Origin of the sequence: Kitasatospora sp. NBC_01560 (assembly GCF_045208415.1) — a bacterium.
Taxonomy (GTDB): domain Bacteria; phylum Actinomycetota; class Actinomycetes; order Streptomycetales; family Streptomycetaceae; genus Kitasatospora.
Genome location: NZ_CP109364.1, coordinates 8,182,095 through 8,204,319, shown reverse-complemented (window position 1 = coordinate 8,204,319; position 22,225 = coordinate 8,182,095). Strand labels below are relative to the sequence as shown.

Genomic DNA, 22,225 nt, shown 5'->3' with positions numbered 1-22,225 from the left:
CGGGCGGGCACCCTTTGCGTTCGGAGGGCCGGAGACACGGCGACTGCCAGGAACGATATGCCAGCCCCCACCCGTGACCGCCCCGTCACGGACCGGACACGCACCCCCTCGCGGCCGCCCCCCGCAGGCCCTGCGGCCCCCTCCGCCCCTCGCCCGGCACACCCGGTCGATGGCCGACCGAGCGCCCGCGGATACCCACCCGATACAAACCCCGCACCCGCTCGAACAGTCGCGCTAGGCTACGCCGACCGTACGTACACCGGGGGAAGCGGAACCGAGATGACGACCACCGAGCCGACCGACGCACCGTCAGCAACCGCTCCCGCCGGCGCCCCCGCACCCCGCCGGCGCCGGTGGCCGCTCCTCACCGCGGCCGCCGTGACGCTCGCGGCAGCCGCCGCCGTCGTGGCCTACGCCACCCGGGACACCGAGCTCAGGCAGACCCTCTGCGGACTCCCCCGCGCCGACGACACCGCCCTCGGACTCGTCCTGCCCAGGGACAGCCCCGGCGTCGAAGCCCGCACCCTCTCCGACGACTCCCTCGGCGGCCACGGCAAGCTCTCGTGCGTGATCTCGGTCGACGGCCACGAAGTCGTCCGCATCCTCCTCTACGCCGTCGATCCCGACCGCCCGACCGGCACCGGCATCAGCATCGGCGCGGGCGACCTCGTCACCACGGGCGTCATCACCGGCCCCGGCAGCGCCTCCGTCACCGCCCCCTGCCCCGACACCCAGGCCCTCGTCGCCACCGCCCTCGTCACCACCGACCCCACCCTCTGGCCCAAGCCCACCGAGGACCAGACCCCCACCAACCTCGCCCTCGGCGACCTCGCCACCACCGTCCTGGCCCAGCAACGGCAGCAGATCTGCCACTAGTGAGCTGGTCCGGCCTGGGCTCCGGACAGCCGAAGGCCGCCGACGAGGCGCCGGTTAGAGTCTGCGCCATGTCCTCCAGCACCGAGCCCCCGGCCGTCCACACCCTGCGTCCCGCGACCCGTACCGACCTGCCCGCCGTCCTGGCCCTGCTCGCCGACGAGGACCGCGTGGTGGACCCGGCCACCGTGGTGGTGACGGAGGCTCACGAGCGCGCCTTCACGGCGATCGACACGGACCCGCGCAACGAGATGCTGGTCCTGGTCGACGACGGCGACACGGTACTGGGATGCCTCCAGGCGACGTACATCCCCGGGCTCGGCAAGGGCGGCGCCGAGCGCGCCCTGATCGAGGCGGTACGGATCCGCGCGGACCGCCGCGGCGACGGGCTCGGCCGCACCCTGATGACGCACGCCGTCGCGAGGGCCCGCTCGCGCGGCTGCACGGTGGTGCAGCTGACCAGCAGCAAGCAGCGCGACGCCGCACACCGCTTCTACACCGCCCTGGGATTCGCCCAGAGCCACGAAGGGTTCAAGCTCGCGCTCCAGCCCCGCCCTTCCAGCAGGACAGTGACCTTGAGCTGAAGCTCCCCGCGCACGAAATCCCTTCGACCGTCGGGTGACGTCACTGCGCCCGACTGGCCAGCCATCCGGTCGGGGGCTCGGCCCGGATCTCGGCGGCCCGGAAGGACACGTGCTTGCCCCGGCCGCCGAGGACGACCGTCCCCCCTGCGAGGGTGGCGGTGGTCGTGGGCCAGCCGGACCAGGCGTCCACCTCGAAGTCCGTCACACCGAGGCAGACCAGGACGAACCCGACCGCGTTGTGGCCTCGCGCCTCCCACAGCTGCGCGGCACCGGCCGGCACACCGAAGGCGAAGAACCTCAAGGTGACCGACGCTTCGCGTTCGTCGATGAGGACGGAGGTCAGCTCGTAGTCGCTCAGCGGCGGCGGCGGGGAGCCGAGGACCACGCGAACCGCCTCGGGATCGGTCAGCTCGGCGGACCAGTCCTGGTCACCACGCATAGAACGCCTTCGCTGTCGTGGGAGGCAGGACCTGGTCCGGGTTCAGCCGCCGGTCGAGCGGGCTGTCGAACCAGCGGCGAGCCGCGTACGGATCGGCGCCGCAGGAGCGGTAGGCGTTGAGATGGCCGACCTTGAGCGCCGCATGCGCGGTGAAGTCCAGCGAGATCCCCGGCCCGCTCACCGCGACCCTGATCCGGCGTTCCCGCCCCTCGACGAAGGGGGCGAGCTCGACGTCGATCACGGTGCCGTCGGGAACACCCCGCATCCGGAGGTCCTCGCCCACGCCCATGAACTCGATCTGCGCCTCGAACCGGTCGCAGCCGGCCTCGGCCCAAGCCGGAGGAGCGAGATCCGGGAAGCGCGGGAACTCGACCCGCAACGTCACGCCGCCGCCGTACGGACTCAGGTGCACCGATCGGAGAACCAGGTGCTCCAAGGGCGGCAGCTCGGAATAGAGCGCCGTCAACCGCTCGGCGTGGACCAACAGTTCCGACCAGACGCCGGCCGACATGGGTGACTCCCTCCGCCCCGCGCTTCGCACCCTGCCGCCCGATCCTGCCCCAGGTACAGCCGGATCAACGAACGAGCCCTGTGACCTGGGATGATACTGCCCGTCCGGCCCTACGCGGGTCTCAGGACGGGATCGATCTCGGCCAGGATGCCGAGCAACCGACGAGCCCCCGCCGACAGACCCTCGTCGGCCTCCCGCAGCAGCGCTTCACATACCCGCACCGCTTCGTCCAGATCGTCGGAGAACATACCGAGCGCCTTGACGGCTGCGGTCGCGATCCATTCCACGTGGTTGTCGCCGGCCCCCGCCATGGCGGAGGCGACGACCACCGACCCACTGCGGTCCTTCCGCCGGAACAACGCTTCGGCCGTGGCCAGCGTGACGTAGGTGTCGCCCGGGTCGAGCACGAGCTCCAACAGCAACGCGGCCGCCTCCGGCAGCTCGGCGAAGCCGGCCAACCCGCGTCCCGCGTCGGCCCGGTCGCGATAGTCCGGGCTTCGGCCGAGCTCGCCGAGCGCCACCACACACGCGTACCGCAGGTCACTGTCCATCGGTCCCACCACGCCTTCCCACGCTCTCCGGTGCACGTACCGCCCCGAGGCCCGACGGACGATCTTGAGGAGGGTACCCGGGACGGTGCTCACCGTCCCGGGGCCGGTCGGCAGGTGCCCGGCCGGCTCGGCCGCGTACACCGGGCCCCGACAGAGCGGCATACTGCACGTCGTGGATCGCGATGAGCTGGTTGCCGCCCTCGAACGACACGGAACCGATGCCGCCGGCCGTGCCGCCGCGGCCTTGCGCGCCGGGGCACCGTTCAAGGTGTGGGCCGGATCGACAGCACCGGCCTGCAATCTCCACGGCATCTGGGCGTGGCGGGCCCAGTGGATGGCGGAGGACGGCGTCGTCACCTGCAAGGACTTCGAAAAGGGCTTGCCCGACCTTCAACGCGCGGGAGACACTCCGGTGGTCCTGGGACGAGTGGCTCTCACCGAAGACTCGCACCTGGTCTTCCTGACCGCCGACCTGAGTTCGTGCGTCGCCGTGCTGTAGCGGTTTTCATAGGTCGTTATCCTTGACGAGCAAGCGTGACGCGGCTCGGAGCGCGGGGACTAGATCTTTCGGGATCTCCGAAAGTTCGTTGGACGGTCCTTTAAGCGCCCCTGGGGCCTGCGGACGCTGTCGCAGAGATAATGTCAGAGATCCAGGCCATCCAGCACTACTGGTCGAACGCCCCTCGCAGGAGTAGAAACGGCCCGCCGAGAATCCGGTGGGCCATCACGACGCATTGGCTGATCTGTGCTCAGGCCGGGTCTTCGTAGAAATATGCCTCTTCGGCAAGCTTCTCAGCCTCATCTACGCCAATGACGGTCTCAAGCGCCTCGAAAACCTTCTCGCGCAGCCGCGCAATTCGTTGCATCACTTTCCGGTCGACCATGTAGTCAGCCAGGATTTCTGGACGGTACTCACCAGTGCCCAGTCGTGAGAAAATTCTGTCGAAACAGACCACATATTCATTTAGATCCTTAGCCGCTTCGATCGCATCGGCCAATGGGATTTTCACCAAAGGATCTTCCATCATCGCCTCACAGTAATATTTGAAACCTCAACGTCGCCGCCCGCCATCCACTCCGCGAATCCGTCCTTGACATTCCATCGCGAGGTCACTCGATCCGCCGGAACATCAAACTCAAACACCTTGCCCCTCTCGACCTCGACCGATGCCTGGCGCGCTTTCCCCATCCCTTGGGCTCATCAGCTTCCCCTCGGACAAGAAGACTGAATGGCACCCCCATTCCAGCCACCGCACCAACGGTCGGAATGGGGGTGCCATCAGGGAGACCTACGTCACTCCGCCGACCCAATCAGCATGGACAATACTGATTCGACTCCTTCATCGAAGAGCATGATTGCCGCCAGTTTGCCGATTTTGACTGGCACCATCCCAATGGGCGAATTTTTACCCTCCAGGACCGAGAAGAACCCGTCCCATCCTCTGCGAGAGTCACGAATTTCATCCATCGAGTACCGGTATCGGTAAGTATCCAGCAGCTCGCCGGCCTGCGGGAAGGTGATCCCGAAGGTCGCTTCGGGATCGACTTCGAGTGCTGCACTCAGCTGCCGTACACTCTCCTCCAGATCATCGCATCGGAATTGCTTCAGCAGTTCGGATAGCTTGCTGGCACTCACGAATACTTTCAACGCTTTCCCCTCAAAACCGGCTCTACAGTGCCAGTCGACGTTCCCTCAACTTGCACTTCAAATTCTGACCGGTACTGCACCCATGGTCGACGGATCAGGGCACACGCCTCGACATCTGGGACTGCCCCGTCCTCCAGCCCGCCAGCAGTGGACGCTCCAGTCCGAACGAACCCCGTGACGTCCACTTCCGCGCCCGCGTCCGAGTGACGTAGCTCGTCGTGTGGTTCGACGACTGAGTGGATCGCTGCGACCACGCGTCGTTGGGTGCCGCTTTCACGTCTTCTCGACAAAGCGCTACGGGGCGCCGAGGCCGTCGTCGGGCAGGTCGGACGGGAGGGGTGCGCACGTGTGTGTCGTGGTCCAGCTGCCGGCCGTGTCCAGGAGTGGCTGGGCTTCGACGTCGGTTCTGAACGTGAAGGCGACGCCCGTCGTTGCGGCCTCCAGGGCCATCTGCCCCGGCGGCTGGTGGAGGGTGACCGGTCGGTAGCGGCAGTCGATCGCGTCCAGGGCGTCGGTGACGTGTGCCAGGGTCAGGCCTCCCGGGTGGGAAGCGATAGTGGCGCTGCCGGGCGCGGGAAGGGCGATGGTGTCCCGCCAGGCCTGGAGACACATCATCGTGATGCGACGGCATCGGCAGACGCAGATCTCGACGTCTCCGTAGGAGAACAGGTGGGGCCAGCGACGTCGTTCGCTCACCCGGCCGATGTCCCAAGGGGCCCCGAGCGCCGCGACGACGTCGTTGAGCGACTCACCGCACCGCAAGGGGCCGATCGCCGCGGTCGCGCCGAACGCGGCCAGGGTCTGCTGCACGTTCACCCGGTCGAGCCTGCCAGATGACGGGCTGCATTCTCCACCGGGTTGATCACGCCATGCTCGGCCAGGACGGCTGTCGGCCCGGTGTCCGCTACGGGCGGCGGATCCGGGCCGGGGTGTGGGTGTAGTGGGGGGCGGAGTGTTCGAGGGCGATGCTCCGGAGGCGGGGGTTGGCGGCCAGGGGGTGGAGGTCGCCGTCGCGGATCACGGTCGTTCCGGCGATCGCCAGTTCGGTGAGGGATGGGTGGTCGGTGAGGGGGGTGAGGGAGTCGACCGGGCCGCAGTTCTCCAGGGTCAGCCGCTGGAGGTGGGGCAGTCGGGCGGCGAAGGCCACGGACGAGGTCTTGGCTCCGAGCAGGCGGATCTCCTCCAGCCGGGCGGCACCGGAGAGTTCGCCGGTGTCGTGCACCCGGCCGTCGTAGAGGTGGAGCGTGCGCAGCTGCGGGAGGCCGGCGGCTCCGGTGAGGGAGAGCTCGCCGTTGCGCAGGCACTCGATCCGCAGCCGGTGCAGCTGCGGATGGGTGCCGAGGTCTGCCAGTGCGCCGTGCCGCCAGCCGAGTGCCGTGAGGGATTCGAGGGCGGGCAGGGCGGCCGCGGTCTCCAGGCCGATCACGACCGGCGCTTCGAGCTCCTTGAGGGCCAGGAGCCCGGAGAGATCGACCCGCCCACGCTGCCGGCCGCCCAGCTCCAGGAGGGTGAGTTCGCGACAGGCGGCGGCCGGCCCGGGGTCGCGGATACCGAGGCCGAGCCGGAGGGAGCGGAGGTTCGGGAGGGAGGGGGCGAAGGAGAGGTCGACCCGGGCGCCCGGGCGGTGGCAGCCGATCAGCAGGCCTTCGCAGCGGCCCGATGCGAAGTGCTCGGCGTACTCGGGCAGCCAGTCCTCGCAGATGAGCTGCATCTCGGTGACGCCCGGGCGGAGCTTTCTCAGGTGCATGCGGTGTGGTCTCCGTGTCGTTCCGTACCTCCCCCGCCCGCGACTCTGCCACGGACCGCCGTCGGTGTCCCCTGTCGGTGCCGCTGCCGACGCCGCCGTGTCGGCGCGGAGCGGCAGAATGCTCCCCATGGTGATGACCGCGCGCGCCCTCAACCGCTCGACGCTCGCCCGGCAGTTGCTGCTCGCCCGTGAGCCGCTCGGGGTGGCGGAGGCGGTGCGACGGGTGGTCGCGTTGCAGGCGCAGCAGCCCGCCTCGCCGTACCTCGCGCTGTGGAACCGGCTCAGCGGCTTCGACCCGGCCGGGCTCGACGCTGCACTGGCCGACCGCCGGGCGGTCAAGTCGACGCTGATGCGGATCACCCTGCACCTCGTCCACGCCGAGGACTTCCGGGCCTTCCGCGAGGCCATGGAGCCGACGCTGCGCGGCTCCCGGCTCGGCGACCCTCGCTTCAGGGCGTCCGGGCTCACCGCCGCGGACGCCGACGCGGTGCTCCCGGGTCTGCTGGAGTACGCCGGCCGGCCGCGGACCGGCGCCGAGGTACGGGGCCGGCTGGAGGAGCAGCTCGGCACCCCGCTGGAGCCGGCGGCCTGGCGGATGCTCCGGCAGTACGCGCCGCTGTGGCACGTGCCGGTCGGCGGGCCCTGGGCGTTCGACTCCCGCCAGTCGTACGTCGCGGCCGGGCCGGCGCCCGCGCTGACCGACCCGGGGGCCGCCGCCGAGGGCATGAAGGTCCTCATCCGCCGCTATCTGGAGGGATTCGGTCCGGCGTCGGTCGCGGACATGGCGCAGTTCGCGCTGGTCCAGCGGGCCCGCGTCCGGACTGCGGTGCAGGCCCTCGCCGGCGAGCTGGAGGAACTGGAGGGCCCGGACGGCACCGCGCTGTACGACCTGCCCGGGGCGCCGCGGCCGGCCGAGGAGACGCCCGCCCCGCCCCGGCTGATGCCGATGTGGGACAGCATCCTGCTCGCCTATGCCGACCGCAGCCGCGTCCTCCCGCCCGACTACCGCAGGCACGTGATCCGGGTGAACGGCGACGTGCTGCCCACGCTGCTGGTGGACGGCCACGTCGCCGGCGTCTGGCGCCCCACGGAGGGAGCGATCGAAGCCTCCGCCTTCCACCCGCTGCCGGAGCACGTCTGGGAGGAGCTGGCCACGGAGGCACGTTCTCTCCTGGGGTTCCTCGCCGAGCGCGAGCCGGAGGCCTACCGCCGCTACGGCCACTGGTGGGTCAAGGGCCTGCCGGCCGCCGAAACCCGTCTCCTCACCGCCGGCTGACCCGCGCCGGACGCCGGGGCCGGTCTGTCACCGCCCGGGCGGGCTCGACGCTCCCCCTTGGTCACCGGCGTATGCCGGTGCCGGCCCGGCCGTCGGTCCGATCCGCTGCGGGAACGGCGGGCGTCGGGCTCGGGCTCTGGTTCTGGTTCTTACTCGGGCTCGGGCTCTGACTCGGGTTCGGGCTCGGGGCCGCCGGCATGGGGGGCAGGTCGGCGTGGTGGACGGTCAGGTCGCCCGAGGACACCGGGGCGAAGGGGGCCGGGGCCATGCAGGTACCGGCCCTGCCCTCGACGGGCTTTCCGGTGCTGTCGGTGTCCATGTTGGCCACGCCCCAGGAGAAGCCGACCCGGTCGGGGTGCTCGGGCGAGCCTCCGTCGTACACGCTGAAGCCGCGGCGCGCACCGATGGAGTCGGCGACCTCCGGGTCGGCCCGGGTGATGATCGCGGTGAACGTGGCCGTCCGGTCCCCCGTCACCAGGCAGTCCACGGTGGCCTCCGAGGTCACCGTGCGGTTCAGCGCCGCGACGTGGTGCGAGACCTTCACCGTGCCGCGTGCGTCGGTCGGCAGCCCCTGTGCCAGCTCCGGCAGGGGGTGGGTGAACGGCACGGCCTCCACGTCGAAGGTGAACCGTATGTCGTCGTCCGGCGAGTAGGCGTAGGCGATCCGGACCGAACCGGCCACCGTCGCCCGCGCGTTCGCCCCGGTGCCGGTGCCGGCGCCGGTGGCAGCGGCGGAGGCGGGGGCGGGGGCGGCGGCGGCCGTGGTGGAGGAGGGACCCTCGGCGGCGGGTGCGGATCCGGCGCAGCCGCCGACGGCGACCGTCGCCACCGCGACGGCGGCGAGCGCTCCGAGGACCTTGGTACGGCTCGTGGTGAGGGTGGCGAACATGGCGAACTCCCTGGTGGGCCGGGCCCGTCGACCGTGCTGGCCGGGGCTTGCTCCGTTGAGGGCTCCAGCCTCCCGCCGGACGCCCCGGCGTCCCAGTGCCGACCGGCAGGTTCTGGGGAGCAGCGCGGGCTCGGTACCCCTGCCGATCGGCAGGGGTACCGGGCCCCGGGCGCACGCGGACGCGGTGCCCGCCCGGCGAACCGGGCGGGCACCGCGTCAGGGCGTCACCGCACGCGTCACATGCAGGCGCGCGAGGACCAGTGGCTGCACCAGAGCGACTCGACGATGGACTCGGACTCCTCGTGCAGGCCCTGAAGGTCGAGGATGAAAGCCATGACACACCTCTTTTCTCGGTCGGTACCGCTGCCCGGGCGGGAGCGGTGGTGGTGCTGTGTTCACCTCGGCAGCGGGCTGCCGGGGTGGTCCAGGAGGGGAAGGGCGGTCGTGCCCTTCCGGGTCGACGCCGCGTGCAGCGCCAGGAGGACGCCGGCCGAGCCGGTGGCCAGGTCGGTGGAGAGCCGGTAGAGCTGCCGGCCGGGCACGGCGGACCGGCCCTGATGGCGGACCAGGTGCCAGGCGAGCCGGTCCACCTGGGGGTCCGCCTCGGGGTGGTCGCCGGCGGCGAGGGCGCAGATCAGGCCCGCGCGGCCCTCGAAGAGGCCGGGCATCAGGAAGAACTCGGCCGCGCAGGCCTGGTCCAACTGCTCGACGGCCGCCGTGAACCGGGCGTCCGGGCGGTGCCGGAGCAGTGCCCGGACGGCGATCGCCGCACCGGCCGATCCCGAGCCCAGGTACGCCGTGGACTGGTTGTCCTGGGTGAGCAGCAGCCCCTTCTCGTCCGACCGGGAGCTCGCCAGGTCACGGGCCAGCGCCCCTTCGGCGAGGTCCAGCCAGCGCCCGTCCCCGGTGTGCTCGTGGAGCCGGACCAGGAAGAGGGCCACCCCCGAGCCGCCGTGCAGCAGGCCGACCCGGCCCTTGCCGAGCAAGGGGCCGCTGCCGGTGGCGAACTCCTCGCCGATGGCGAGCGCCTCGTCCGCGAGGCTCCGGTCGCCGTGCCGGCCGGCGAAGTGCAGGAGGTTGAGGCCGATTCCGGCCAGGCCGCCGGCCAGGTCGGCGCCGAAGACGCCGAGCTCGCGCCGCTGCCGGGTGAGTGCGCGGGCGCGGGCGAGGATATCCAGCGCCTCCTCCTCGCAGCCGATCCCGTCGAGCGCGAGCGCCGCGCCGTGCAGGCCGTCGTAGAGGCCGGGCCGGACCACCTGGGAGTCCCGGGCGGCCCGCAGCAGCCAGTCGACGTGCTCCTTGGGGACGGGATAGCCGGTGACGGCGAGGGCGTGGATCACCCCCGAGGCACCGTGTGCGAGGTCGACGCCGGCCCGGTTGAACTGTTCGGGATCGCCCGGGTAGAGGCGGTCGGTGCGCTCCGGCGTGGCTGCGGCGAGAATGCCCTCCGCGAGCTCGTCCATCACGTGGCGCCGGTCGACCGGGGCCGGCGCCGCGCCGGACCGCCGCTCGTCGGAACCGCTCGCGACGGCGCCCGGCGGGACGGCAGCCGGCGGGACGGTGCCGGGCGGAAGGATGCCCGAAACGACGGTGCCTGACGTGACAGCGCCGGACACGACGCCACCCGGCTCGACGGCGCCCGGCGGGAGGGTGCCGCCCGTGGCGGCCGCGAGGTCGCGGACCACGCCCTCGGCCCAGCCGGCAGACAGGCCGAAGCGCTCGGCGGCGGCCCCGGCGAGCTGGGCGGCCTTGGCGGAGTCCAGCTCGATCAGGAAGGTGAGCGGGAGGAAGAGGAAGAGCCGCATGCAGGCGAGCGCGTAGTCGTCGACCGACCGGCCCGTGCGGGCGGCCGGGGAGATGAAGCCCGGTGCGCCGAACCCGGGCGGCGTACCGCCGTCGAGGTCGAAGGCGAGCTCGAAGTCGACCAGGGCCAGCCGACCGTCCGGCCGGACCATCACGTTGCCCGGGTGGAGGTCCCCGAAGGCGATGCCGCGCTCGTGCAGGGTGCGCAGCATGGCGGTGAGCTGCTCGGCGAAGTCCAGGGCCGTCGCGGTGTACTCGGCGAGCGCGGCCTCCTCCGGCGCGGCCCGCAGCAGCGGGTACCGGCCGGTGAAGAGGTACCGCTCCAGCTTCTCGCCCTCGATGAACTCCTCGACCAGGTACTCGTGCTCCCACACCTTCAGGTGGTCGAAGAGCTGCGGGACGAAGTCGAGCCCGGCGAGGCGGCGCAGCATGTCGCCCTCCCGGTGCAGGCGGCGGACGGCGTCCGCGCCGTACTGGTCGAGGCCGGCCAGCGGGCGGGCCTCGCGCAGGACGACCACCCGGCCGTCGCGGCGGTCCCGGGCCTTGTACACGCCACCGCCGTTGGAGAAGTGGAGGGCGCGGTCGATCTCGTACGGGAAGTCCTCCGGGGCGGCGGCCTCACCACCGCGGGCGGCGATCTGCTCGGCGAGGAAGTCCGGGATCTCCACCCACTCGGGGACGGAGAAGACCGGCCGGCGCAGGTCGGGGACGAGGGTGCCGGTGGCGTCGCGCAGGGCGGAGACGGTGCGGCCCTGTTCGTCCAGGCAGTACAGCTGGCGGAAGGCGCCGTAGCGGAGGTAGAGCAGGCTGTCCCGCCAGCGCAGGTCGCTGAGGATGTACGGGCCCTGCCGCCCGGCCAGCAGTGGGGTCAGGCCGTCGAGCAGGCGACGCAGTTCGTCCGGGTCGCGCGGGTAGAGGGTCAGCAGTTTTCCGCTGGAGCCGCGCGGCGCGTATTTCGAGTTCGCCTTGAGCACGGTTTCCCGGCCGGCCAGGAATTTCGCGCTGATCCGTTCGGTGCGGCAGAAGTCCAGCACGGTGCCGATGATGTCGGGCGCTTCGTCGAGGCTGCCGGAGACGTGCACCTTCCAGCCCTGGTCGGGCAATGTGGTGCCCTCCGGGTGCAGGTAGACCCAGACGGTGTCCCTGCTGCGTTCCCATCCGGCCGGCACCGGCCCGGTGGCGGGCGGGTACAGACCGGCCGCGTCGTCTCCGGAGCCGGGCCGGTCGTAGAAGACCGGATCCGTCTCGCAGAACTGCCCGTAGTCCGCTGGCCGCATTCCGGGGATCCCCCTCACACATTTCCGGCGGCCCGTGGGTTTTGCCCCGGCCGCATTTCCTGCTGGACCGGGCGGTTCACCCGGCGACGGCACAGGTATATCCGCATCCCGGAGAGCGACTCAAGGCTTGCGCGAACAATAACGGCGTGTTAAGCGGCGGCAGCCGGGGGGAATTCCGTCCGAATTGCCAGTGTTTCGTGTTGGCCGGAAACCGGTGAACCGGCGGGGCCCGCCGGCACGTCGGCGCTCGACGGCGGCTCGCGGGCCCGGTGCTGGTCACGGGCGTTCCGTACCCCCGGCAGCGGGGAACGGCGGCGGACCGGCAATCCGCCCCCACCCGTGGACGGCATCGAATTTCGGCCGACCCGCCGACGGCCCGCCCCGCAGGCCCGGGGGCCGGGACCGGCGGACATCTGCGGCTGCCCGATCAGGCACGGGGCCGCCGCCCCCACCGGATCGGAGGGTCGGAAGCGTCCTCCGGGTGGCGTCCCGGGCCGAAATCCAACGGGCGCACGGAGCCGGCGGCGCTGCGCCGGCTCCGTGCGCCCGTGGGGACGCGGCCTCCGTTACAGGAGGACGAGCAGCTTGGTGCCCGGGACCAGCTTGCGGTTGACGGAGGTGGACTGGACGAACACCGTGTAGGAGGGGTTGTCGCCCGGCTTCACGATGGCCTCCGCGACCGGCAGGCCCAGCAGGCGGCGGGCCGCCGGGCCCGAGAACACCCGGCCCGTCGTCCGCCCGGTGGCCGGGTCCTTCTCCGCGACGGCGAGCTGCTTGCTGCCCTGGATCTTCTCGCGCTTGGACAGCTCGTAGAAGGCGCAGCCGGTCTTGTAGGCGTGGCCGGCACTGGTGACGAACTCGCGGATCGGCGTCTGCTCGTCGACGGGGATGAGGATGTACTTGCCGGTGTCCAGCGCGTCGAGGTTGGCCTTGACGTCGGCGGTGTTGAGGTCCTGGCCCATGGCGAACAGGTTCTTGGTGCCGCGCACACCCTGCTCGCGGCCGCGGAGGAAGCTGGTGGCGGCCGACTTCACGGTACCGATGGCCTCCTCGACGCCCTGGGTGGAGTCCGCGTCCCAGATCGCGATGTTGCCCGCGGGGAAGCCGTACTCCTGGGCGGTGCGCTTGGCCAGGGAGTTGGGGACGAGGATCGCCGACGTCCAGTGGTCGGGGAGGTCGTCCATGGCGCCCTGGATGCGGCCCAGCCACTTGCCCAGGACGGCGGCGCCCCGGCTGCCGCCCATCCGGGTGTGCATCTGGCCGGACTCCGAGCAGCCCGAGGCGTTCTCCTCGCCGTCGGTGACGACGACCTGGAGGAAGGAGTGCTCCCCGTACCCCTCCCAGATGTTCTTCAGGTCGTCGATGGACTTCACGGCCGCCTCGATCAGCGCCGTCGCACCGTTGGCGACCCGGTAGAGGCCGCGCAGCGACGGCAGGTGCTTGACGTCCATGTCCCAGACCAGGTTCTGCACCTCGTGGTCGAAGGAATAGAGGCTGATCCGGGTCTCGTGACCGAGCCGGTCGGACTCCTCCTGAAGGCCCTTCACGAACTCGTCCACCACGCGAACAAGCTGTGCCTCGTGCTGGCGCATCGAGCCGGAATTGTCGACCACCAGCGAAACGTGGTTGACCTTGTGCTTGATCCTGTTCGCAGACATGCTTCCGCCCCTTTGTCCCAGGCAATTCCGGCGCCTTTTCCGGCGCTCCCTCCGACGTTGGTTCCACACTACGAGGAGGCACTGACAATCCGTTCCGCGCCGGATTTCGCGAAACGACGGCCGGCCCGGATCCTCCGGCGGGCCGTCAGGAGCGGGCTTCGGCGCCGGCTTCGGCACGGGCGTCGACGCCGGCGTCGGCGAGGGCCGCGGCCAGCGCGTCGACGAGCGGGTCCGCGGTGGCCGCCCGGCGGGCGGTGACGATGCGGCTCGGCGGGTGGCCGTCGGCGGGCACGAAGGCGAGGCCGGGGCGTGCGTGGCGCCGGGCGGCCCCGGCGGGGAGGAGGCCGACCGCACCCTCCCAGAGGACGGCGTGCAGGCACTCCTCGACGGACGCCACCACCGGGCCGGGGGCGTCCTCCGCCGCGGCGAGCCAGTAGTCGCGCCACTGTGGGTCGGTGCCCGGTGGGAGGCGGAAGTGCGGGCGGTCGGCGAGTTCCGCGACGTGCAGGCGCGGGCGGGTGGCCGGCGGATCGTCTGCGGGGAGGACGGCCACCACCGGCTCGACGCCGAGCTGACGAATCATCAGTCCTGCTGTGTTGAAGGGCAGTCGGGTCAGCGCGAGGTCCGCCAGACCCTCGCGCAGGCCCGCCGACGGGTCGGTGACCGGGGCCTCGCGCAGGCGCACCCGTACGCCGGGGCGGCTGCGCCGCAGGGCGGCCAGCGCCGCCGCAGCGACCTCCAGCCCCGCACCGGCCACCGTGCCCAGCACCAGCTGATCTCGGTGGCGGTCGCGCTCGTCACCCAGTGTTCCTACTGCCTGGACGTGCACACCGCCGCCGCCCGCCGGCACGGCGTCACCGCCGAGGAGCTCGCCGAGGCCGCCTTCGTGACCGCCGCCGTCCGGGCGGGCGGCACACTCGGGCACGCGCTGCTCGCCGACCGTCTCTACGAACAGCACGGGCACGGCTGAGCGGACCGCCCGGCCGCGACGACCGGCCGGGCGGGCGCGCGGCGCGACGGACCGGCCGGGCGGGCGCGCGGCGCGACGGACCGGCCGGGCGGGCGCGCGACCCCGGAGCTCCGCGAACCCGGCGCAGCGAACCCGGCGCAGCGAACTCCCGGAGCCCCGGAGCCCGGCCACCCCGGGTGCGGCACGGCGCCCTGCGGGCCCATCCTGGAAGAGGGCGCGCCGAAGCAGGGCGAGGTGATCCAGATGGTCCGGAACAGCAGCACACGGCTCCGGTTGGGCGCCATCTCCGCGATGGCCGTGGTCCTGGCCGCCCTGGCCGGGCCGCCGGCGAGCGCGGCGGGGCCCGCCCCGCAGCAGACCGAGGCCGTCAACAAGGACCTCGTCGGCTTCACCAACGGCACACTGCTGCACGAGCTGGGGCACGCCCTGGTGTACTTCTACGAACTGCCGATCACCGGCAAGGAGGAGGACGCCGTGGACCAACTGTCCCTCCTGCTGCTCGTCGGCGACGAGAAGCACGCCGACTACGCCCTGAGCACCATCAACGCCTGGGCGGCCCTGGCCAATGCGGACGAGCAAGGCCAACGACCGATCGAGGCCTACGCCGACCAGCACTCCCTCGAAGCACAGCGGTACTACAACTGGGTGTGCTGGCTCTACGGATCGGACCCCGAGGGCTACGCCGACGCGGTCGCGACGGCGGACAATCCGAACGGCTCGCTGCCCGAGGACCGTGCGCAGCAGTGCCCGACGGAGTTCGACTCGATCAACAATTCCTGGAGCACCCTGCTGGCCCCCTACCTCAAGGACCAGTGACCGTACGCGAGGCCCGGCAGCCGCCCCCGGTCGGCCGCCGGGCCTCGCGCTGCGATGCCGTCATGAACCGTCCCTGGCACAATATTGACGATCCATCAGAGATGGCTCGGAGGGCACGCGGCCCACCGCCCTCAGCAGGCGCAGGCGATGCCGGAGCGCGGCGCGGTGAGGTCGTCCACCGGGCGCTGCCCGGTGCCCGCGTCGGTGTCGTAGGCGAAGCCCTCGCGCGCCCAGTACTCGAAGCCGCCGAGCATCTCCTTGACGGCGTAACCGAGGCGCGCGAACTCCAGCGCCGCCCGGGTGGCGCCGTTGCAGCCGGGGCCCCAGCAGTAGGTGACGACGGTGGCCGAGCGGTCGATCGACCGCGGTGCCAGTTCGGCGATCCGGGCGGTCGGCAGGTGCACCGCGCCGGGGATCCGGCCCTGGGCCCAGGCGGCGTCGCTGCGCGAGTCGACCACGACCACTCCGGGGACGCCCGCCGTCAGGTCGGCGTGCACGTCGGAGACGTCGGCCTCGAAGGCGAGGCGGGCGAGGTAGTGGGCGGCGGCGACGGCGGGGTCGGCGGCCGGGACGGTGAGAACGGCGCTGGTGGTCATCGGGGTGCTCCTCGTGCGGGCGGCGCCGGCCTGCACGGCCGGGCGAGGTCCTCCCGGGGCGGGTTGTGCTCCGGGCCCGCCCTGTTCGGCGGTGGTTCGATCCTCGCCCGTCCGCGCCGGGCCCCGCGAGTGGCGTGATCGCCGGCGATCGTCAAGATCCCGCCAGACCGGCGGCGGTGAGCCGGCCGCGCAGCCCGCGCAGTTCGTGGCGGACCAGCGCGGGCAGCTCGGTGGCCTCGTCCAGCAGCGGGGTGAGCAGGGCGACGGCCGTCCCCGGGTCGTGCGCGCAGAGGTGGCAGTCGGCCATCCGGATGGTGAACAGCATCCGGGTGGTGGGGAGTTGATTGGGTGCGAGGAGGCGCAGGGCGGTGTCGGCGGCGGCCACGGCGCGCAGCGCGAGCCGGGGGTCGTCGACGGCCGCGGCGGCGTCGCGCAGGGCGGCGGCGGCCGCGGACTCCACCCGCAGCCGCATCGAGGCGATGGTGAGCCAGGGGGCGTCGGTCTCGTCGTGCTCGCCGATGTGGTCGAGGTGCAGGCGGGCCCGGCCGATGTGCCGGACGGTCGCCCGGACGTCCCCGGCCAGCGCGTGGGCGCGGGCCTGGCCGATCTGGGACATCGCCCCGGCCCAGTGCCGGCCGGGCGCGGCGCGGGCGATCTCGCGGGCGTAGCCGAGGGCGGCGGCCGGGTCGCCGTCGAGCCGGGCGAGGGTGCTCATGTCGCTGAGCGAGGCGACCTGGGTGGCCGGTTCGTCGGCCAGTTCGGACCAGCTGAGCGCGCGGTCGAAGCAGGCCATCGCGGTGGCGTTGCGGCCGTGCTGCATCCGCAGCCCGCCGGCGGCGTGCGCGTACTCGGCGGCGAGCCGGGTGAGCGGGCGGCGGTCGGCGGCGGAGCGGGTGCGGGTGAGCCGGCCGAGGACGGCGCGCAGGGTGTCCTCGACGACGGTGGTGCCGGGCCCGACGGGTGATTCGCCGGCCCGCAGGCGGGCGGCGAGCAGCCCGGTGAGGGCGTGGGCGGTGTCGGCGTCGAGCGGCGGCGCGGTGTCGGGGTCGGCGGCGCAGAACGCGGCGTGCAGGGCGGCGAGGTCGGCGGGGGCGGGGACGGCGCAGCCGGCGGCGCCGTGCAGCGGGCAGAGCAGGCCGTAGTCGGGCAGGCGGGTGGGTGGTTCGCCGCTGGCGAGGGGCGGGAGGAGCGGTTCGGGGCCGACGGTGCGGCCGGGCAGGGGCGGGCGGGCCCAGTCGGCCGGGCCGGCCGGGGTCTCGGGTTCGCCCTCCTCGGCGCGGCGGCACGCGGTGCGAAGGTCGCCGCCGGCGGCGAGCAGGTCGTCCAGCCGGCCGGCGATCCGCGGGCTGGTGCGCCGGGTGCCGTGTTCGAGTTTGCTGACGGCCGTGTGGTCGTAGCCGATCTCGGTGCCGAGTTGGGCCTGGGTGAGGCCGGCGAGGCGCCGCCAGTGGCGCAGGCGCGCGCCGAAGGCCCGCCAGTGAGCGTTTGCTGAGGCTGCGTCAGCCTGTGGCGGGTCGGCGTGGTTCCGGTGCACGGGGCTGCCCTCCCGAGTCTGTTCCCGGTCCTTCCGATGAGAAGGACGCTACTGGACGCCGGGCGCGCCGTACATGAGATGGCATCAACTGGTCTCAACCTCTTGGTCTCAACCTCTTCACAAAACCCGCAGCTTGACAGAACTTGCCAACCGCGCGAACTGCGTGCCGGACCAGTTGACCGTGGCATGACGGCGTGTGAGGGTTCCGGCACCCGAGCGTGGACGACCGCCCGGCCGTCCCCCGATACGGCCTGCGGTGAGCGCCAGTCAGGCGCGCACGGTCCGCGGTCGGGCACCCCCACGTTCGAGGAGCCTCGGAATGAAACGCAGATTGCTGACGGCGGGAACCACCCTGACCGTCCTGGCAGGCATGCTCACCGCCACCGCGGTCGGGCAGGCCGCCGCCGACCCGGGCCCGGCCGTCTCGGCACCGCCGAGCGCGCTGGCCGCCGCCGTCAACGCCGCCGACCAGGCGGCCGCGGCGGGCCTGGACGCCCTGGCCAAGGGCCCGGGCGAGACGTACGAGCGCCAGTCCGTCACCCCCTGGCTCGGCGGCCTGTACTCGGTCGCGTACGAGCGCAGCTACCGGGGCCTGCCGGTGGTCGGCGGCGACGCGGTCGTCATAGCCGACGGCCAGGGCAAGGTCCGCGGCCTCACCTCGGCCGCCACCGGCCCGGTCGGCGGTTCGACCACGCCGCTGGTCAGCGCCGCGAACGCGGAGAAGACCGCCCGCACCAAGCTGGCCGCGGTGGACGGCGTCGACACCCGCCGCCTGGTCGTCCGGGTCAAGGACGGCACCGGGCGGCTCGCCTGGGAGACGGTGCTCAGCGGCCGCACCTCGGCCGCCCCGAGCAAGCTGCACGTCTTCGTCGACGCCCGCACCGGCGAGGTGATCGACAGCTACGACGACGTCAAGGCCGGTACCGCCAACAGCAAGTGGAACGGCCCGGCCCCGGTCACCATCAGCACCACCAACTCCGGCGGCTCGTACTCGCTGCGCGACCCCAACCGCTCCGGGCTGAGCTGCGCCGACTACAGCAGCGGGCAGGTGTTCTCCAAGTCCAGCGACTCCTGGGGCACCGGCAACCCGACCAGCAAGGAGACCGGCTGCGCCGACGTGATGTTCGCGGCGCAGAAGGAGTGGGACATGCTCCGCGACTGGCTGGGCCGCAACGGCCACAACGGCAACGGCGGCAGCTGGCCGGTCAAGGTCGGCCTGAACGACGTCAACGCGTACTGGGACGGCACCTCCGTCTCGATCGGCCACAACAACGCCAACGAGTGGATCGCCTCGATCGACGTCGTCGGCCACGAGTTCGGCCACGGCATCGACCAGTACACGCCGGGCGGCGCCAACAACGAGAACGGGCTCGGCGAGGGCACCGGCGACATCTTCGGCGCGCTCACCGAGGCGTACGCCGCCGAGCCGGCCCCGTACGACAACCCGGACTACACCGTCGGCGAGATGATCAACCTGGTCGGCAGCGGGCCGATCCGGAACATGTACAACCCCTCGCTGGTCGGCAACAACCCCAACTGCTACTCCTCCTCGATCCCGAGCACCGAGGTGCACGCCGCGGCCGGCCCGCTGAACCACTGGTTCTACCTGCTCGCCGAGGGCTCCAACCCGGGCGGCGGCAAGCCCACCAGCCCGACCTGCAACAGCTCCACCGTCACCGGCGTCGGCATCAAGGACGCCGGGCGGGTCTTCTACGGCGGCATGCTGCTCAAGACCAGCGGCATGACCTACAAGAAGTACCGGGTCTCCACCCTGACCGCCGCCAAGAGCCTCGACCCCGGCTGCACCCTGTTCACCCGCACCAAGGCGGCCTGGGACGCGATCAGCGTGACCGCCCAGAGCGGTGAGCCGACCTGCACGCCGAGCGGCAACAACGACTACTCGCTGGCCGTCACCCCGGCCTCCGGCAGCGTCCAGCCCGGCGCCTCCACCACCGCCACGGTGAGCACCTCCGTCACCTCGGGCACCGCGCAGGCCGTCAACCTGGCCGTCTCCGGCGCCCCGGCCGGCGTCTCCGTCTCGGTGAGCCCGACCTCGGTGCAGGCCGGCTCCTCCGCGACGCTGACCGCCTCGGCCTCCTCCTCCGCCACGCCCGGCACCTACGTCATCACGGTGACCGGCACCGGCTCCGCCACCCACACCGCGCAGTACACCCTGACGGTCGGCGGCGGGAACCCCGACCCCGGGGTGCCCGACATCAGCGTCGCCAACGTGCAGGGCCACCTCGCCCAGCTGAACACCATCGCCTCGCAGAACGGCGGCAACCGCCGCGCCGGCACCGCCGGGCACAGCCAGTCGCTCGCCTACATCAAGGGCAAGCTGCAGGCCGCCGGCTACACCGTCAGCGAGCAGACCTGCACCTCCTGCACCTACCAGTCCAACAACCTGATCGCCGACTGGCCGGGCGGCCCGGCCGACCAGGTCACCATGTTCGGCGCCCACCTGGACAGCGTCTCGGCCGGCCCGGGCATCAACGACAACGGCTCCGGCTCCGCCGTCCTGCTGGAGAACGCGCTCACGCTCGCCCAGCAGAACCCCTCCCTCACCCGGCACGTCCGGTTCGCCTGGTGGACCGGTGAGGAGCAGGGCCTCCAGGGCTCCCAGTACTACGTCGGCCAGCTGGGCTCGACGCAGCGCAGCGCCATCAAGGGCTACTACAACTTCGACATGGTCGGCTCGCCCAACGCCGGCTACTTCATCAACAACCTCACCTCCAGCACCTCCGCGCCGATGAAGGCGTACTGGGACTCCCTGAACATCCAGCCCGAGGAGAACGTCGAGGGCCAGGGCCGCTCCGACGACTACTCGTTCCAGCAGGCCGGCATCCCGACCTCCGGCTACGCGGCCGGTGCCAGCGCCGTCAAGACCTCGGCCCAGGCCGCCAAGTGGGGCGGCACCGCCAACCGGGCGTACGACTCCTGCTACCACTCGGCGTGCGACACCAGCAGCAACATCAACGCCACCGCGCTGGACCGCAGCGCCGACGGCGTCGCGTACACCCTGTGGAAGACCTCGGTCGGCAGCGGGCCCATCCCGACCAACGACTTCTCGGTCGCGGTGAACCCGGCCACCGGCACCACCACCCCGGGCGGCAGCGCCACCGCGACGGTGTCGACGACCACCACCTCCGGCTCGGCCCAGACGGTGAACCTCGCCGTCTCGGGCGCCCCGGCCGGCGTGACGGCCACCGTCAGCCCCTCCTCGGTCCAGTCCGGCTCCTCCGCGACGCTCAGCATCGCGGTCGGCTCGGGCACCGCGGCCGGTACCTACAACCTCACCGTGACCGGCACCGGCTCGGCCACCCACAGCACCACCTACTCCCTGGTGGTCGGCACCGACCCGGGCAACCCGGGCGGCACCTGGACGCCGGGCACCACCTACAAGGCCGGTGACGTGGTGACCTACAACGGGGTCAGCTACCGCTGCATCCAGGGCCACACGGCCCAGGTCGGCTGGGAGCCCAACATCGTCCCGGCACTCTGGCAGCAGATCTGAGCGGACGGATCTGCCCAGGCTGACGGGACAGGCCGTGCCGCGGTTCGTCGAGGGGGACGAGCCGCGGCACGGCCGCGTCCGCGGGCCGCCCGCCGGCCGGTGCCCGGGGGCGGCCCGTCGGACCGGGCGATCGGTCACCCGCGAAGGGTCGCTGACGTACAGTCGGTCACGGCAGTGCCCTCCCCAGCGGTCGACCGAGGAGTGTCCCCGTGGCCACCGAAGCCCACCCCGCAGCCGTCCCGCCGCCCGCCGAGGGGGCGGCCGGCCGCCCCGTCCCCGAGCTGCCGGCGCAGAGCGTCGCGCGGTGGCGGGCCTCCGGGGCCGAGCTGGTCGAGCTGCTGGCCACCGCGCAGCGGCAGTTGGGCGGCGTCGCCGCGTTCCGGCTCGGCCCGGCGCCGACCGTCCTGGTCACCGACCCGGAGGCCGTGCAGCACGTGCTCGGCCGGCACCCCGACCGCTACGTCAAGCGCTCGCACCGGGCGCGGCTGCTGACCGGGGAGGGTGTGCTCTCCGCCACCGGTGACGCCTGGAAGCGCCAACGGCGGATGCTTCAGGCCCAGTTCACCGGCACCGGGATGCGCCGGCACGAGCAGGGGATCGCCGGGGCCGCCCGGCAGGCCGCCGACCGCTGGGCCGGGTACGCCCGCACCGGCGAGCGGTTCGACGTCGGCGAGGAGATGCGGCGGTTCGCCCTGGACACCGTCTGGCGCGCCCTCACCGGCCACCCGCTGGACGACCGCACGGACGGCGAACTCGCTGCCGTCGCCCGGGTGGTGGCCGCGCTGCCGATGCTGCCCGCGGACGGCGCGAACGCCCGGGACGCGGTCGCCGACGACCTGGCCCGGATCGACGCCGTCGCCCACGCCGCGATCGACGCCGCCCGCCGCCGCCCCGAAGGGCAGGGCCTGCTGCACGTCCTGCTGGATGCCGCCGACGAGCACCCCGAGTACACCGACACCCTGATCCGGGACGAGCTGGTCACCCTGCTGGTCGCCGGCCACGAGACCACCGCCACCACGCTCACCTGGCTGTTCCTCCTGCTGGACGGCCACCCGGAGGCCCGCTCCCGGGCGCTCGCGGCCGGTCCCGAGGGCTCGGCCGGGCGGCGGGAGGCGCTGCAGGCACTGGTCAGCGAGACGCTCCGGCTCTACCCGGCCGCGTGGATCCTGCCCCGGCACGCCACCGGGGCGGACACCGTGGCGGGCCACCGCATCGAGGCCGGTACCGACCTGCTGGTCTCCCCCTACCTCACCCACCGGGACGGCGCGCTCTGGCCCGAACCCGAGCGGTTCGACCCCTCCCGCTTCACCGGCGCCGGCGCCCGCCCGGGCCCGCTGGGCGCCTACTACCCCTTCGGCCTGGGCGCGCGCGCCTGCCTGGGCACGCAGTTCGCCGTGCGGGAGACCACGGCACTGCTCGAACTCCTGCTGCCCGCCCCCGCCCCGCGCTTCCTCGCCACCCCCACCGGGGCCGCCTACAGCATCACCGTCCGGCCGGACGGGCCGACGCCGGCGGTACTGTCCTGACGGCCGGGCGCGG

The 22,225-nt window shown here is 72.5% G+C and carries 21 protein-coding genes; 8 read left to right on the top strand and 13 right to left on the bottom strand.

Going from position 1 to position 22,225, the window contains the following annotated elements; translation table 11 throughout:
• Positions 1-279: 279 nt before the first annotated feature.
• Both OH807_RS35495 and OH807_RS35490 read left to right on the top strand, forming a co-directional pair.
• Positions 280-876 (top strand): hypothetical protein, encoded by a 597-nt coding sequence (locus tag OH807_RS35495; protein WP_406207747.1) that lies wholly within the window; start codon positions 280-282, stop codon positions 874-876.
• A 68-nt stretch (positions 877-944) separates the two neighbouring features.
• Positions 945-1,457 (top strand): GNAT family N-acetyltransferase, encoded by a 513-nt coding sequence (locus OH807_RS35490; protein ID WP_406207745.1) that lies wholly within the window; start codon positions 945-947, stop codon positions 1,455-1,457.
• Between the two features lie 40 nt (positions 1,458-1,497).
• Here the strand turns inward: OH807_RS35490 and OH807_RS35485 are convergent, their stop codons facing one another.
• The 3 genes from OH807_RS35485 to OH807_RS35475 form a co-directional block, all read right to left on the bottom strand.
• Positions 1,498-1,896, bottom strand: a complete 399-nt coding sequence (locus OH807_RS35485; protein ID WP_406207743.1) for an Imm50 family immunity protein — start codon at positions 1,894-1,896, stop codon at positions 1,498-1,500.
• Entirely contained in the window at positions 1,886-2,407 is a 522-nt protein-coding gene (locus tag OH807_RS35480) for an Imm50 family immunity protein (protein WP_406207741.1), read from the bottom strand. Before OH807_RS35480 ends, OH807_RS35485 begins: the two co-directional genes overlap by 11 nt.
• A 110-nt stretch (positions 2,408-2,517) precedes the next feature.
• Positions 2,518-2,958, bottom strand: a complete 441-nt coding sequence (locus OH807_RS35475; protein WP_406207739.1) for a hypothetical protein — start codon at positions 2,956-2,958, stop codon at positions 2,518-2,520.
• A gap of 172 nt (positions 2,959-3,130) precedes the next feature.
• Between OH807_RS35475 and OH807_RS35470 the strand changes: the two genes are divergently transcribed.
• On the top strand, positions 3,131-3,457 hold the full coding sequence (locus OH807_RS35470; protein WP_406207737.1) for a hypothetical protein: 327 nt from the start codon (positions 3,131-3,133) through the stop codon (positions 3,455-3,457).
• 250 nt (positions 3,458-3,707) lie between these two features.
• Here OH807_RS35470 and OH807_RS35465 read toward each other — a convergent pair whose 3' ends face one another.
• The 4 genes from OH807_RS35465 to OH807_RS35450 all read right to left on the bottom strand — a co-directional run bounded on the left by OH807_RS35465 (position 3,708) and on the right by OH807_RS35450 (position 6,353).
• Positions 3,708-3,986, bottom strand: a complete 279-nt coding sequence (locus tag OH807_RS35465; RefSeq protein WP_406207735.1) for a hypothetical protein — start codon at positions 3,984-3,986, stop codon at positions 3,708-3,710.
• Between the two features lie 266 nt (positions 3,987-4,252).
• Positions 4,253-4,594: a hypothetical protein gene (locus OH807_RS35460; RefSeq protein WP_406207733.1), complete on the bottom strand. Its 342-nt coding sequence runs from the start codon at positions 4,592-4,594 to the stop codon at positions 4,253-4,255.
• A gap of 306 nt (positions 4,595-4,900) precedes the next feature.
• Positions 4,901-5,422: a hypothetical protein gene (locus OH807_RS35455; protein ID WP_406207731.1), complete on the bottom strand. Its 522-nt coding sequence runs from the start codon at positions 5,420-5,422 to the stop codon at positions 4,901-4,903.
• An 88-nt stretch (positions 5,423-5,510) separates the two neighbouring features.
• Positions 5,511-6,353, bottom strand: a complete 843-nt coding sequence (locus tag OH807_RS35450) for a hypothetical protein (protein WP_406207729.1) — start codon at positions 6,351-6,353, stop codon at positions 5,511-5,513.
• A 127-nt stretch (positions 6,354-6,480) separates the two neighbouring features.
• Here OH807_RS35450 and OH807_RS35445 point away from each other — a divergent pair, with 127 nt between their 5' ends.
• Positions 6,481-7,629 (top strand): winged helix DNA-binding domain-containing protein, encoded by a 1,149-nt coding sequence (locus OH807_RS35445; RefSeq protein WP_406207727.1) that lies wholly within the window; start codon positions 6,481-6,483, stop codon positions 7,627-7,629.
• Positions 7,630-7,690: 61 nt separating this feature from the next.
• On the opposite strand, the gene OH807_RS35440 is transcribed toward OH807_RS35445, so the two are convergent.
• The 4 genes from OH807_RS35440 to OH807_RS35425 form a co-directional block, all read right to left on the bottom strand.
• The gene (locus OH807_RS35440; RefSeq protein ID WP_406207725.1) at positions 7,691-8,518 is read right to left on the bottom strand and encodes a hypothetical protein; all 828 of its coding nucleotides are present in this window, start codon (positions 8,516-8,518) and stop codon (positions 7,691-7,693) included.
• Between the two features lie 395 nt (positions 8,519-8,913).
• The gene (gene lanKC / locus OH807_RS35435; RefSeq protein ID WP_406207723.1) at positions 8,914-11,598 is read right to left on the bottom strand and encodes a class III lanthionine synthetase LanKC; all 2,685 of its coding nucleotides are present in this window, start codon (positions 11,596-11,598) and stop codon (positions 8,914-8,916) included.
• Between the two features lie 566 nt (positions 11,599-12,164).
• Positions 12,165-13,256, bottom strand: coding sequence for a vWA domain-containing protein (locus OH807_RS35430; protein ID WP_406207721.1), 1,092 nt, complete (start codon positions 13,254-13,256; stop codon positions 12,165-12,167).
• Between the two features lie 145 nt (positions 13,257-13,401).
• Positions 13,402-14,025: a LysR substrate-binding domain-containing protein gene (locus OH807_RS35425; protein WP_406207718.1), complete on the bottom strand. Its 624-nt coding sequence runs from the start codon at positions 14,023-14,025 to the stop codon at positions 13,402-13,404.
• 12 nt (positions 14,026-14,037) lie between these two features.
• Here OH807_RS35425 and OH807_RS35420 point away from each other — a divergent pair, with 12 nt between their 5' ends.
• Positions 14,038-14,226, top strand: a complete 189-nt coding sequence (locus tag OH807_RS35420; RefSeq protein WP_406207716.1) for a carboxymuconolactone decarboxylase family protein — start codon at positions 14,038-14,040, stop codon at positions 14,224-14,226.
• Positions 14,227-14,469: 243 nt separating this feature from the next.
• Positions 14,470-15,042, top strand: coding sequence for a DUF4344 domain-containing metallopeptidase (locus OH807_RS35415; protein WP_406207713.1), 573 nt, complete (start codon positions 14,470-14,472; stop codon positions 15,040-15,042).
• 131 nt (positions 15,043-15,173) lie between these two features.
• On the opposite strand, the gene OH807_RS35410 is transcribed toward OH807_RS35415, so the two are convergent.
• Positions 15,174-15,638 (bottom strand): rhodanese-like domain-containing protein, encoded by a 465-nt coding sequence (locus OH807_RS35410; RefSeq protein ID WP_406207710.1) that lies wholly within the window; start codon positions 15,636-15,638, stop codon positions 15,174-15,176.
• Positions 15,639-15,789: 151 nt separating this feature from the next.
• Positions 15,790-17,172 carry a helix-turn-helix domain-containing protein gene (locus OH807_RS35405; RefSeq protein WP_406207707.1) on the bottom strand — a complete coding sequence of 461 codons (1,383 nt, stop codon included), beginning with the start codon at positions 17,170-17,172 and terminating at the stop codon, positions 15,790-15,792.
• A gap of 319 nt (positions 17,173-17,491) precedes the next feature.
• On the opposite strand from OH807_RS35405, the gene OH807_RS35400 reads away from it, so the two are divergent.
• Together OH807_RS35400 and OH807_RS35395 are read left to right on the top strand one after the other, a co-directional pair.
• Positions 17,492-20,686 (top strand): M28 family peptidase, encoded by a 3,195-nt coding sequence (locus tag OH807_RS35400; protein ID WP_406207704.1) that lies wholly within the window; start codon positions 17,492-17,494, stop codon positions 20,684-20,686.
• 209 nt (positions 20,687-20,895) lie between these two features.
• Positions 20,896-22,212 carry a cytochrome P450 gene (locus tag OH807_RS35395; protein WP_406207702.1) on the top strand — a complete coding sequence of 439 codons (1,317 nt, stop codon included), beginning with the start codon at positions 20,896-20,898 and terminating at the stop codon, positions 22,210-22,212.
• Positions 22,213-22,225 lie beyond the last annotated feature (13 nt).